This window comes from Anaerobiospirillum sp. NML120449, from assembly GCF_023051105.1.
GTDB lineage: Bacteria > Pseudomonadota > Gammaproteobacteria > Enterobacterales > Succinivibrionaceae > Anaerobiospirillum.
This window is the reverse complement of record NZ_JALKIL010000001.1, coordinates 265,074-278,626: the sequence shown is the minus strand read 5'-3', so window position 1 is coordinate 278,626 and position 13,553 is coordinate 265,074. Positions and strand designations below refer to the sequence as shown.

11 protein-coding genes are annotated in these 13,553 nt (G+C 40.6%); 1 reads left to right on the top strand and 10 read right to left on the bottom strand.

Features of this window, described 5'->3' with window-relative positions; translation table 11 throughout:
• Window positions 1-37: 37 nt before the first annotated feature.
• Entirely contained in the window at window positions 38-1,534 is a 1,497-nt protein-coding gene (locus MXE41_RS00740) for an integrase family protein (protein ID WP_247099026.1), read from the top strand.
• A gap of 317 nt (window positions 1,535-1,851) precedes the next feature.
• On the opposite strand, the gene MXE41_RS00735 is transcribed toward MXE41_RS00740, so the two are convergent.
• From MXE41_RS00735 to MXE41_RS00690, 10 genes are all read right to left on the bottom strand, one after another.
• Window positions 1,852-3,450, bottom strand: coding sequence for a hypothetical protein (locus MXE41_RS00735; protein WP_247099025.1), 1,599 nt, complete (start codon window positions 3,448-3,450; stop codon window positions 1,852-1,854).
• A gap of 636 nt (window positions 3,451-4,086) precedes the next feature.
• Window positions 4,087-5,244 carry a hypothetical protein gene (locus MXE41_RS00730; protein ID WP_247099024.1) on the bottom strand — a complete coding sequence of 386 codons (1,158 nt, stop codon included), beginning with the start codon at window positions 5,242-5,244 and terminating at the stop codon, window positions 4,087-4,089.
• A 66-nt stretch (window positions 5,245-5,310) separates the two neighbouring features.
• On the bottom strand, window positions 5,311-5,589 hold the full coding sequence (locus MXE41_RS00725) for a hypothetical protein (RefSeq protein WP_247099023.1): 279 nt from the start codon (window positions 5,587-5,589) through the stop codon (window positions 5,311-5,313).
• Between the two features lie 235 nt (window positions 5,590-5,824).
• Window positions 5,825-6,511 (bottom strand): hypothetical protein, encoded by a 687-nt coding sequence (locus MXE41_RS00720; protein WP_247099022.1) that lies wholly within the window; start codon window positions 6,509-6,511, stop codon window positions 5,825-5,827.
• 122 nt (window positions 6,512-6,633) lie between these two features.
• Window positions 6,634-7,767, bottom strand: coding sequence for a relaxase/mobilization nuclease domain-containing protein (locus MXE41_RS00715; RefSeq protein ID WP_247099021.1), 1,134 nt, complete (start codon window positions 7,765-7,767; stop codon window positions 6,634-6,636).
• Window positions 7,768-7,783: 16 nt separating this feature from the next.
• Window positions 7,784-9,103, bottom strand: coding sequence for a hypothetical protein (locus MXE41_RS00710; RefSeq protein WP_247099020.1), 1,320 nt, complete (start codon window positions 9,101-9,103; stop codon window positions 7,784-7,786).
• 69 nt (window positions 9,104-9,172) lie between these two features.
• Window positions 9,173-10,477 carry a hypothetical protein gene (locus MXE41_RS00705; protein WP_247099019.1) on the bottom strand — a complete coding sequence of 435 codons (1,305 nt, stop codon included), beginning with the start codon at window positions 10,475-10,477 and terminating at the stop codon, window positions 9,173-9,175.
• A gap of 215 nt (window positions 10,478-10,692) precedes the next feature.
• A complete protein-coding gene (locus MXE41_RS00700) occupies window positions 10,693-12,528 on the bottom strand; it encodes a DNA topoisomerase 3 (RefSeq protein WP_247099018.1) in 1,836 nt (611 codons plus the stop codon).
• Between the two features lie 12 nt (window positions 12,529-12,540).
• Window positions 12,541-13,116, bottom strand: a complete 576-nt coding sequence (locus tag MXE41_RS00695; protein WP_247099017.1) for a hypothetical protein — start codon at window positions 13,114-13,116, stop codon at window positions 12,541-12,543.
• Between the two features lie 11 nt (window positions 13,117-13,127).
• Complete coding sequence (locus tag MXE41_RS00690; RefSeq protein WP_247099016.1) at window positions 13,128-13,547, bottom strand: single-stranded DNA-binding protein; 420 nt, start codon at window positions 13,545-13,547, stop codon at window positions 13,128-13,130.
• Between the last annotated feature and the right edge of the window lie 6 nt (window positions 13,548-13,553).

Here is a 13,553-nt window from a genome sequence, read left to right as displayed (position 1 = left end):
TGTATATTAGCACAGTTAGTGAAGAGGTCAATCAATTATGCCAAAAATTGCTACAGAACTCTCGTATTTAGACATCAAAAATATGGATAAGTGCGGGACATTTGCCATTGGTTATGTATCTGGGCTTTCAATAAGAATCTCTTCTGTAGGAGCAAGAAAAACATATGTTTTTCGATACAAGTTTGATAATAAAGAATCTTATATCAAAATCGGTAACTTTCATCATATAGATATAAAAACGGCAATTGATGACGCTTACAAATACCAGGACTGTCTTGATAAGGGCTTGGATCCTAAGATCCTGCAGAAGGTAAATCATGCAAGGTTTCGTACCGACATTCTAAGCATGGAGCAATCTCTTCATGGACAAGAGCTATATTTTTCCAATAGAAGCAATAGAAATCCTCAGTATCAATTAGATCAGGTAAGAAGTATTGCCAGCAACGCTGATGATGATGTTGTTAAGGCGAAGAATAAAGAGAGTAATAGTAATACCTGCAAAATAATAACAATTGAAGCTGCTGTATACGAATATCTTGACTATTTAGAAGCAATGCAGGCTTTTGAAAACAATAGACGTGGTTATTCTGAAAGAAAGGGAATGGTTAAAAATCACATCTTCAATAAGATAGACCCATCTACAATTCTTAGCAGTATTGAGGCTACGGATTTTAATAATTGCATTTCGGCTATCTGGTCAAAGCATGCAAGTCTAAGCAGCAAACTCTACAACTTTATCATCAACTTTATTGACTGGGCAACTGCGAACAATTACTACGATGATCTTATGTTTAAGAGTCATTTAAAGACTCTTATGGCTCCTTATAGGAAGAGGAAAGCAAGTTCAGGGCACAATCCCTGTCTTGATTTTAAGCAGATACCGTACTTCGTCAAAGTTCTTTGGGAGAATGGCTCAATATCAGCTATGTGCTTTATTTTTTCGATACTTACTGCTGCAAGATCTCAAGCAGTAAGGATGCTTACATGGAAGCAGCTTGATCTTGACAATTGTCTTTGGCACATACCTCTTGAGAACGACAAGTCAAAAGTAAAGGACAGAATACGAACTATTATTCTTTCTCCGCAAGCAGTAGCGCTTGCAAAACACATTAACAAGTCGTTCTTTGCAGATGGCGCTGATAGCGATAGCTTTGTTTTCAAGCAGAAGACCAATAAAAACTGTCTGTCAGACAATGCTTTCAGATCGTTGATTCTTAACTTGAATAAAGCCCAGACAGGAAAAGGTCTTGAACCTTTTGTAGACAAAAACTGTCTTGATGAGGCTGGGAGGCCAAGGGTAATAACTCAGCACGGAACAGCAAGGTCTACTTTTAAGACATGGAGTAAGAGTGATGAACTGGGTAATCTAAGTAAGTTTAACCAAGAGGCAGTAGAAATTTGCCTGCTTCACTCACGGAACGACCCATTACGGGGAGCTTATGACAGATCTACTCTTGTTATGGAAAGAAATAAAGTGATGAGTGCATGGGGGAAATACTGTTGCTCGCTTATACCGGAGTTTAAGTTTGTCTAATTGCGTAGCCAGCAGAATGCCGTGTTGTGCCCATCTGCACTGCTGCTGGTATTCCTGGTAGATCTTACGAAGAAACTAATCATAGCTTGCGGGAAGGAGGGCGACTTTCCGGCAGCTTCTGACACCTTATGAAGGGGCTCTACCTACCGCCTGGTAACACTCTTTCCCGCTTACCATCCAATCCGGCACAATCCTCCTTATGCTTTTATCCAGGCAAGCTTAATCAACAGCAGCCTTAACTTAATAATCTTAGGGCTTACGGGAAAGAGGTCTATTCTCATGAGGCTATGCCTAAAATCAATTCAGTCAAGAAAAGATCACCTTCCCTTAGAGCATATTGCAACCTCATCCTTTTCAGGGGTGACATTCTTTGTTTTTATCTTCTTTTCTGAGAGTGATTTAACAATAGCTTTTGCCAGATCGCCAAAAGATGAATCCTTACTCATATCTGAAGCCTCTCTTCCAGTCGTGATCTTTAATAAGGCCGAGTTGCAACTCTCAAAGAATCCATCTAAGCTTCTAAATATTGTGGAGTCATTTGGGTCCTTTAAATTACTATTGAAAAGATTTTCAAGACTGCCAGGAAGATCATGGGCTAATAAAGTAAGTTCATCCCTTAAACCTCTATATGATGTGCTTATTTCGTTTTCGGCCTTATTTATATTGGAAAAACTATCCATGGCTCCATATACACGCATATCTGACTGAGCCAGCTTCTTGAAAGCAGATAAAACTTGGAGAGCTGAGCTAAAACCCTTATGACACTTAACCCAGTACTCTGGTACAGAGCTATAATCATCATCCAATGAATTCTTGATTTTATCCTTGATCAGTTTATTATCCAGCTTATATTCAATGTAATAGGCAGTATCAACAAAAGCTTCTCGAGAGGGGTTTTTTGCAAATTCGCGAATATAATTTTTTAACTCTACGGGGAGGCATGCGCTATCAATGTTGCTTGTGATTCTGTTCATTGCATCTTTGTTATGCTCCCATACTTCCGGTATCAAAGGGTGTTGATAATAAATATTGTCCTTAAAACATAGTTCCGTTATCTTATTTAAGTTTTGGTATGCCCGAGAATTAAAAAAATCATCAGTATTTAGCTGCAGGGTAGTCTCCAGGATAGAAAGATATTTTTGATCGCTAACCCTACTAACATCAAATGGGCAAGGATTATTCATAAAGCTGGTGAAGTACCCGTTTATAAAAGTGTCAGGATTAATACTATCAAAGCAATCTTTTATTTTATTTAATGATTCCATGTCTGGAACCTCTATAAAGTTATTAATAACTGTTGAAATTGATGGTTCATGGTCGAAAAGCGTAGAGAAATGTCCTGCGATTCGAAGAGCTTCAGAAAAATGCTTTAAATTCTTTTTTGCTTCTTCGATCTGTGAGGTAGCTCTATCACGATCAATATTCTCAAAAGGTTTGCTAAGATCTTTGCCAAAAACGGCTACCATATAGTCTTTTGTTGTTTCACGTATTAATTTAGAAGAAATTGCCTCCCATGATCTAATCGCGGCTGCTATTTTTTCTTTCTTTGGAGAGTTTTCTGTTCCTCGAGTGACAGGCATTATTTTGAGTATAAAGCTGTCCAGTTTGTTGTTTTTCTTGTATTCACCAACCAAGTCCAACGTCGCATTAAAGAAGAGACCTTTAGGAACAAATAAATTACCCATGACTTTATTTCTGACATTTGTTTTTAACATGTCATCAAAGAGTTGGTTCGGAAATGATTTATATGCAGGAGTTTCTTTCAATATGTCGGGAAGTTCATAGCTGTCCATGATTTCCTTAGCAAGGCGAACATAGACTTCATTTTTATAGTATTCGTCACCAAAGTAGTTTTGGTAATGAAGCTTATGTAACTTATAAATGCGATAGTATTCATCTTTAACTTTATGGTCCATAAAAGCTAACTCCTTAGATAAAACAGATAGAATCGGCTTCCCCACGCACAGCGTGTGGTCAGTATGGTGGAGAGTCTATATCTCTCCTTATCTTCCATGTATGTGCTTAATGCACAAGCATAAAGCTGGGAAGCAGCACCAGCTACCCCAAACTTTCTCTTTTCCCGCCAGCTAAATCTGCAGCAGCACACCCTCCTTATGCTTTTAGCCAGGCAAGCTTAATCAACAGCAGCCTTAACTTAATGAAGGCTCATCTTAGGGCCAACGGGAAAGAGGTGTATTGTTGCCGAATTCCCGTCCAGTGTATCAGCGACTTTATCCCCCGTCTTAAATGGCCCTCTCCCCGTAAGACTATGTGCAGCTCTTGCTGCAGAGCTCATTCTTGCCTACAGGCCTCTCCGTGGCACCAGCTGCATCAAACTTCACTGCCTGCACTCACTCGTCGGGATAAAGCTGGGAAGCAGCACCATACATATTTCATCTGTTGAATCCAAAAAAAATAGGGCAGAAAGGCCCTATTGAACATATGACTACACTGTTAAGTACAATCTAACGGTAAAGCAACTGCCCTATTAGGCAGCTGACGTTAATTGAGGAATAAAACACACGAATGATGAGCGACGTGAGGTCAGAATATTAACGTTCCATACCTTTCTTCACATCATTGGTCTTTTCTTGTTTTGTATTAGCGTTTTTCCCTGGACCATTTTCAGCGAGTTTCTGAAAATCTCTATACGGTGCTTCTAAAACATATGCAACTTTTTCAACCAGCTTTGGGAATATTTGGATTGTATTTTTTACAGCTGCATTGATGTATTTCTGGAACTTATCAGCTATTGACTCTTTGACATCTTTGACATCTTTGACATCTTTGACATCTTTGACATCTTTGACATCTTTGACATCTTTGACATCTTTGACATTGGATTTATTTAAAGCCCCAATCTCTTTGACTTGCTTGACATGAACATCAGCAAGTTTCTGGGCATAATAATTTGCGACTTTAAGTTGATCCTTTGAAACGACACCGTCCTTGAGTAATGATCTTACAGTGTCTGTTAATAAAGTTTCTGATCCGGCTGCGTTAAACCTGTCATATGTGTTAAATCTATTTTGTTTTGTTACGGGAAGTCCGAGTTTTTCAGCAGCATAGTAGGCTGCTAATATATGAGCGATTTTTTGTTGATATCTCGGTAACTCATGAATTCCCGAATCTTCAATAGGTAATAAGCTTTGATTTACGTCGCCTAATTTATATAATTGTTGAACCGCGCCGGTAGCAGAGAGGCGATCGCCTGTAGGTCTAAAATCCGGATAATAACTTTGAACTGTTCTGTGAATTTCGGTAAAAGTATCCTGTTTTCTTTCAGACACTTTTGTATATTCAAGATCTAAATCTTGAATGCCAACAAGATTTAATGTCTTTCCAGTTTCAGGGTTGAAAATTTTATGTGTTGGAACGTTTTCAAAGTTTTGTATTGGCTTCTCTCTATTTATTTGTTCTAATTTATCGAAAGAAATCCATGGGCCTTTATCGACAGGAAGCTGGGAGGATATAGTAGAGGGCATTAAATCGCCCTTATCAGCGTCGAAGAAAGAAGTAGAGGGGCTATTTAGACGATCATAGGAGTAGGAATTTTCTTGACTTTCAAACGACTTAAGAATCTTCTCACAATTCAAAAAACGTTCCTCTGAGTATGTTGAATAGCTCAGATTTTCTGCCGTAGTTTCTATCGTAGCAAGAACAGTAGGATAAGTGTTTCTCTGTGCGTGTCTATTTAATTGCATGGTCATAATGAAATAAAAAAGTTAATACAGCAAAAGCAGACATTACAAGTAATGTCTGCGTAAAAAAAAAAATTATGAGACTGTCGTCTTTACTCGCATATAGGCTTCAAATTTGGCCAAGCTGTCGAGCATTTGTATTTTGGTGAGACAATCAAGCTCATTATTCTCAAATTTAGGAATCAAATTATTCCTGAGTACTACTCCTTTTCCGAAGTCTGAGACGGCTTCAAATTCAGGAATTAAGGATGGTTCGTCTTTCAGTCTCTTCAACGCTTGGGCTGCCAGTATTTCCTCTGCGGTTGTGACTGCCTCATACTCATCAAGGAATTCATCAATAGTCATTTTATCCATAATAATTCTTCCTCATAATTACGTCGTTGTGTTCAGCAGGACATCTGCTGAACTGTTAGGATAATAGTATCAAAGAATAAAACAAATGACAAGCGTCTCATGTGACTTATATCTCATTTTAATAAATAATCTCAAACAAGGGTCATGTGGTTATATAGTAAAAACGTCAACTAAAGACCTGGATTCAGGCACAGCAAATACTTCAAAGATTAAATATATTAACCGGTTATTATTGCTATTTTTCCAACATTTTCATTGCAATTCTAACCGCAACAGCTGACTTATCTGCGTTTTTATTTAGATCTTTGCCTGTTATAACTTTTGCCATATCAGAGGCTATATTACAGGAATTGTTAAGAATTTTGGTAATACTTTGCCTGGGGATAGCAAGTAATTTATTAGCAATGCTTTTAATATGTTCTGGCTTTGGATCTTCACCTGTAATTTGCCACCGCATATCCAGTAGAGTTATATCGTTAGCAAGAACAGCTGTAATCCCATTTTCAAACTTCATATCTTTTAAAGCTTTTATATCCTCTGGTACTTTATCCTGGTGTTTACCAATTACCGAGCTCTGCAGGAAGTCCATGCTTATAAAAGCATCCTGACTCCCATCTCTGCCTGACAGCATTATGATATCGGAACTGATATCAAAATCCACTCTTAAAGTGCCTCTAACAGAATCAAGCTGGTTTATTCTTATCAGCCTCTTATCTGTCTTATCTTCCATGTATTTGCTTAATACATCAAGCTCTTCATTTGCCACAGAGCAGAGTAATCCTGTAAACGCATCAAGGTATCCTTGCCTTGGTTTAGTAACATTATCAGAATATCCGTGTGCATAGGGCTGATTGTGGGAGGAAATGCTGTTTATTAACTCCCTTTCAACATTATGCTTTAAAGCAAGATAGTCAAATTTCATAGACAAACTCCTGGGGAAACTATAATTGTTGCTGCAGCCAGCAGCTGCGGCACCAATAACTTTCTTTAAATGAATGAAGGTAAACTTCACTGCCTGCGGGAAGAGGTGGTTTTGTCTGCCATTCAACTCCTGCATACACGCGCTGCACGTGCACGAGCTTGTGCCGCTTTGTATCTGGCTATGGTCCGTTTGCTAAGGGGCAGGCGGGAAGGAGGTACGGGCACCTGCTGGCCACTTTGCTCCAGGGCGTCGATTGTCCTCACCAGATCGCTGGCGGCGTCACTGACCTCTTTCATTCGCTGCTCAGCAGCATCAACCATGGCCTTTTGTATGGCTGTTGGCGGAGCCTGGCGTGTTATCTGGCCGGTTCGTCTTTCAAGGTGAATACGCTCGCTTGATTTGCCTCTTCCGTACTTCATGCGTTCGATGCGCCTCGTGGCATTCAGCTCAATGCCGTTCTCTCTGGCAATCGCGGCGTAACGCTCCCGCATTAGCCGAAAATCGTCTTTACGCACGTCTAATCTTTTCCCTTCGTCGCTCACTGCTCTGATCAGGAAGTGAACATGCGGGTGATCCGGCTCATTGGGAGTAGCATCAGTTTTCGCATGGAGCACGAAGACATAATGAAATCCGTTGACTGCAAAAAACTCATGCCCGAACTGCCGGGCAGTGTTCGTCAGTGCCTTGTGGTCAGTACCAGGAGGGGCTGAAAGAATCATGCGCCTGGCCGCAGCTGGAAGCTTGTCTGTGTATCTCGGGTCATCTTTGTCTGCTGGCAAACCATCAGCACTTTCCCAGCCCTCAACCATGGCTTCCATCACCTCCTTGTCGAGCTCCCAACCATCGTTGTTTTCGACATCTACCAGCCCATTGCGGGCAATGTACAAGGCCGCCTGTTTGAGGTGTCTGCCTGTCTTGATGCCACGGCTTGGTTTGTCGAACTTAATTACTGCTTCTGGCGTGTTGTGCACAACGCCCTCAAATTTGGATACCTTGCTCAGGCCGGAGCCCTTGCTGTAAGCAGGTGTTCGCCTGAACGAGGAAGCCCTGGTTCCTGCCGAAGATACCTTTCTCCCGCCTGCCTTTTTAGAACCTGTGAGATGCAGGTAAACGCCACCGCTTTGCTTTTGCAGTCTGGCTTTTTTGATTGGCTTAAAAAGCGGGTCGTCTTCATAGTTGTGCTCGAAATGAGCTTCAAGTGCTTTTTCCAGTCTCTTCTGAGCACGCTCAAAATCCCGGATTTCCTTTGTGCTCATAAACTCTCCTGACGTATTACCTTTCCATAGTTACGCTTTTTGCTGCTTTTGACGAAGGTGTATCTAATGCTGCAGAAGACTTTTTGGCTGTAATTGCTTTTGCTAAGTCACGGAACTTATCATCAATGCTGTTTTGAACAGCAATGGTATCCCTATTGGCACGTGCTTGTGTATTCCAGGATTCACAGAACTGGTCCCACAGGCCAGGTCTATTGGCCGAAGAACTTATGGCCTTATTTAAGTCTATGTTCTTAAGATAAACAGGTATTCGGGAGGAAAGTTCTATAAGAGTGTCATAGTCTTTTTCTGATATCAATCTTTCCATGACAGAAAGAATTCTGTCTTTTGGTTTAAAAGGTTTAATTTGCAGGTTTTTCCGATTTGCTCTTGTATCAAAGACAAACTTGCGGTCCCAATTTGAAAATATTGACAAATCTTTCTTATCTAAAGTAACGCCAAGCTGAGCTGTGATCATCATTGCGGAAGATGCCATAACTAAGTTACTGGCTCTATCGGTATAAGCTTCAGAGCTCCATTTATTACGAGAGTCTGTTAATTCTTTGCATTTAACGAAACCCAGCTCGTTCATAAATTTAAAGGCGTCAGGATCACCTCCGCCATGGAAAAGCTCTCTTGTGGCGACCTGGGCACAGATAATTGCCCCAGCTCTTAAAAAGTCATTTTCAGATTTAAAGTATTTTGGTGAGGGGATAACAAAATTACTGCCATCGTATTCATTAAAGCCAAAGTCCAGTCTGGAATTTAATGGCTGAAATTGAAGCCTTATAGTAGGGTCGGAATAATTATCTGTAAAATCTAACTTGATATTCAGGTGATCCAGCCATTTTTCAAGCTTGTTAAAAGCAGGCTCAAGCTCTGCTCTTACTTCGTTTGTATTCAGAGCATTAGGTTGCTTAATATCACGAGTAAGGTAATTAACAAATTTAGGAGTCCAGTCATCCTTTGCGCCATTATGATGCTTATACTCCTTAAAAAGCTCCAGATAACCACCGTTCTCTGGATTAAGAGGGTCTTTTATCAGCAGCTCGCCATTGTTCCTGTTGAGAACTTTATCTAAACATGCCAACGAAAATTTAAATTCCCGTCCAGGTAAGTCATCTCCTGTACCCAAGGTCAGACTGTCGCCTGCAAACAAATAGGCCCCTCCTCTAATAGGAATACCATATTCTTTAACCATCAAGCATCCGTCGTTAGTTATACCGAAATATGTGTTAGCTAAGTCAATTTTAAATTTGTTCCTTCCGGCATGAACATTTATTATTGGGGACCTGGCAGTTATTTCTTCCCATGTATAATCAGCTTTTGAAATCTGCACATCAATTCTCCTATCACTATATTTTATGGTTCGGCAGCGATATACGGGGAGGCATATTGCTGCGGCTTACTATCTTTCCATAGTTACGCTTTTTGCTGCTTTTGACGATGGTGTATCTAATGCTGCAGAAGACTTTTTGGCTGTAATTGCTTTTGCTAAATCATTGAGTTTTGCTCTAAAACTATCATCATTTGATGTAATGCTTCTGTCTTGTATTTGATTATTGCTCCGAGATTCACAGAACTTTTCCCAGAGGCTTGCTTCGTTTTTGGAGGAGGCTATGTTTTTATCAACATCCAGATTCTTTAGATATGCGGGAATTCGAGATGAAAGTTCTATTAACGAGTTGTAATCTTCTTCCTTTATTAGTCTGCTCTGATACAGGTAGCTGTCCACTGAATCTTTGATAATGCTCTTTAGATTGTCCCTGTTCTCAGTTGTATCAAATACAAGCTTTCTGTCCCAATTAGAAAAATGTGCTAAATCAGTTTTATCTAAAGTAACACCGAGCTGGGCTGTGATCATCATTGCGGAGGATGCCATCACTAAATTATGAGCTCTGCTATCAATTGTTTTTCCTTTAATGTTGCGGGGAAATGAATTGTGTTTAACTACCTCTAATTTATTGATAAATTTCAGATCTTTGTCCTTACTGCCGTGAAAAACTTTGTTAATAGTAAATTGTGCGCAAACAATAGCCCCTGCTCTTAGGAAGTCGTTTTCAGATTTAAACATATCCATAGTGGGGAAAGAGACGTAGTGTTTTTGGTTGTCAGATTTTGGAGATACCCCAAACTCACTGTGTGAGTGAAAGTACGGTGAAGGGTAACGTTCGTGCCTTTCACTATCGTTAAGAATTAACTCTACATTTAAGTGATTAAGCCAGTTTTCCAGCTTATCAAAAGCAGCTTTGTAATGATTATTGTCCTTATTGATATCAGTTGGCGTAATTGACATGTATGGTTTAGCGATATTGACATCAAACCTTGGGCTCCAGTCATCTGCTTTTCCGTTGTGACACCTGCACGCTTTGAAGACTTCTAAATAGCCACCATTCTCCGGATGAAGAGGGTCTCTTATCTTAAGCTCACCATTAGTGTCCAGCACATTGTTAAAGCTGGCTAATGGTAACTCGACATGTAAAAATCTGGATTCAGGATCATCATAAATCATTGGGTCGCATGGCAAGCAGCTGATAAAGTTTTCAACTACTGGTAATACAACAGGAAGTTCGAGTGCCAAATTGCCCTCATTATCTAATTCATAGCGTCCTAGCGTATCTACAAGAAAAGTTGCATTATCTATATGGAACTTAATTGTTGGAGGACAAAGACCATCTTCTAACCATATATAGTCATCTTTGGAAATAAGCATATCAAAGCTCCTTTGTTTTCAATCATGCGCTGTGTTCTGCACCAGCAGCTGCGGACTTCCCGGATGATTTAGCGAAGACGCTTATTATGGCAGGCCGGGAGAAATGTTTTGCTTGCTCAGCTGTGAGTTTCCACTATGGCTTTGTGAGAACTATGGTATTAAAAAGGGCAGAGAGCAAATAAACCCTCCACCCTTAAGACGTAATTAAAGGATAATCATTTAATTTTAGTGCCTTTAGCAAGATTAACCTGCTTGACTACAAAAGGCCTGACAACCTTATTTTCAAAGTCAGATATACTCATTTTTCCTTTTTCAATTTCACTGAAATTGCACTCATATATTGCCGTAAGAACCGGGTTCTTTATGATATCTGGAAGGTGTGTGAGAAACTTCAGTGCTTTATCAGTTATTTTTAAGACCTTGCGTTCAACTTTCAAGTAGCCCTTACGTTTAAGCTCCTCAATAATTTCGGCCCTGGTTGCAGACGTACCAATACCATCCCCGTCTTTAAGATATTTCTTATGGTCAGGATGAGAGACGGTACTTGAAATATTCTCCATTGCTTTAATAAGGCTACCCTCATTATAAGCAGCAGGAGGACGCGTTCTGTCTTTGTTGATAGTGGCAGTTACCAGCTCCACTGTATCACCCTTACGGCATGCGGGAAGACGTTGAGTGTTATGTGTGGAGCCTTGATTAAGTACCTGCTTGTAACCACTTCTCAGCAGTACTGAGCCAGAAGCTTTAAGAACAAGAGGGCCTGCAGCCATTTTAATGTCTGTTGTTGATACCACAGGCTTGATAAAAAACTGAGCAAGGTAAACTCTTACTATGTAAGAGTATATCTTATGCTCGTCCTCGCTGAGTCTTGATTTATCTAAAACCTGAGTTGTAGGAATAATTCCATGGTGAGCGGTAATTTTGCTGTCATTCCAGGTACGGGACTTGATATCCGGGTTGGCTTTTAAGATCAGATCTGAAAGGTCCGGGTTTACCTGGAAAAGGGCTTTTAAAACATCAGGAGCCTCTTTATGCTGAGCTTCAGGAAGGTAAGAGCAGTCAGACCTTGGGTAAGTTGTAAGTCTGTGTGTCTCATACAATGACTGACAAACCTCAAGTGTTTTCGAAGCCGAGAAGCCAAACTTATCAGCCGCATACTTCTGGATATCGGCCAATGATAACGAAAGAGGGTGTTGAAGCTCGGTCTTATCCTCCTTTACTTCAGTAACCCTGATTTCTTTACACTTATTAAGGTTATCAAGCAGAGCCTGAGCAGAGTGCCCATTAGTGAGGTAGCCTGATTTATCCAGAACGCCCAGTCCATCCAAATCAAGGTCAGCCATAAACTTAATACCGTCATATTCCAGCTGAGCCTTAATTTTAAAGAATGTGTTAGAGACAAAGCTCCTTATTTCCTTATCACGAGCAGCAACAAGGTTTAATGTAGGAGTCTGTACTCTTCCTATACTGACAAGTTCATTAGCGGCCGAGAGGGTAAAAGCTCTGGAAAGATTCATGCCTATAAGCCAGTCGGCCCGCTGCCTTGCTCTTGCAGCATTGGCCATTCCCTCATAGTGTTTGTTCGGCTTTAAAGACGAAAGAGCCTTCCTGACAGAAGCCATATCCTGAGCACTTGAAAGATAACGAAGAGCAGGCTTTTTGTATTTGAAGTGTTCGAGTATTTCATCAACAAGCAGCTGTCCCTCACGGTCAGGGTCCCCACAGTTGACGACAACTGAGCATGCTTTAATCAGCTTGCCTATCGTTGTAAGCTGACTGCGTGCAGCTTTGTCGCTTTTAGGGATATTTACCCATCTTTGAGGAAAGACGGGTAAATCTTCGTAGCGCCATATCTTTTTATTCTTACTGTTAACCGGGACGCTTGAGCCAAGGTAGTGATCCGGCTCAGCCAGCTCCAGCATATGGCCAAAACACCATGTGACCCGGTCACCATTAAGCGCAATATAATAGCCTTTCTCCTTGGACCTAAGCCCCAGAGCATCAATAATACATCTGGCAACAGAAGGCTTCTCAGCAATGAAAAGTCTCACCTTGATCACCCTTTATTTAATATATCTCTTGCCTACAATTTCACCATCGACAAGAACATCAACATAAATGCGTGTAGGCGCTAAGTGTTTAGTATATTGTTTATCGCCGACCTCAATAGTCTCGTATGGATGGCGCTTTTCTTTACTTTCAAAGACACGAGCTGGAGTTGTTGCTACAGCCTGGCAATATGAGACTTCCGTGACCTCATTCTTAGCAGACCATCTTGTACATTTATTAAAAGCAGGCATATGTACTTCAAAAGCTGTTTCGTAGCTTACAGTTGAATTTTGAGCCTGATCTACTTTCTGCGCGAGATCATCAGGAATCTTTTCCTGACAGTAGCTTATATGAGGAAGCGGAGTATAAATAATAGCTCCGCGGCTGTCTGCCTTAGTAGTTCGCTCCAGAAACAGCTCATGAGGCTTTTTGCAGGATGGGCCAGGAAACCCTTGTGGAAGGCAAAGATAGATTGCGCACTCATTATTTCGATCCGACATAATGCCTGGATTAGCTGAAAAAGCAGCACCTGGAGCTGAAAAAAGCGCGACTGCGGTTATAGATGCAAAGATGTGTTTGACCCTTTTCATATGTGTACTCTCTACTTATTTTTCATGTATGTATTGTCTTTTTGAGCTTTCTCAAAGGTAATACCTTTAATACCGGGCTGCAGCAGATCAAGCAGTATCTTCTTTGCATTGATAGTTAAAGACTTTTTAACCTCTCCATCACTGGTGGTGTAACTGTCCTCTTTAACCTTTCCTGACACAGATACAGCCATTCCATCAGCTAGTATTTCAGCAAGCGGGAAAGAGTTTTCATTGAAGCAGTTAATCTGATACCAGGTAGAGACAAACTTCTGATCAGAGTTTTCAACATATTCAGGATGAAAGCCCCTGAAGGTCAGCAGGCCAACTTGCTTGCCAGCATTATCTCCTGACTTGGGTGTAATGTTTTTATGCTCAGGTTTATTAAAAATAATAATTCTATAGTTCTCTACATTTTCAAGGTTATCAGACATAAAGCT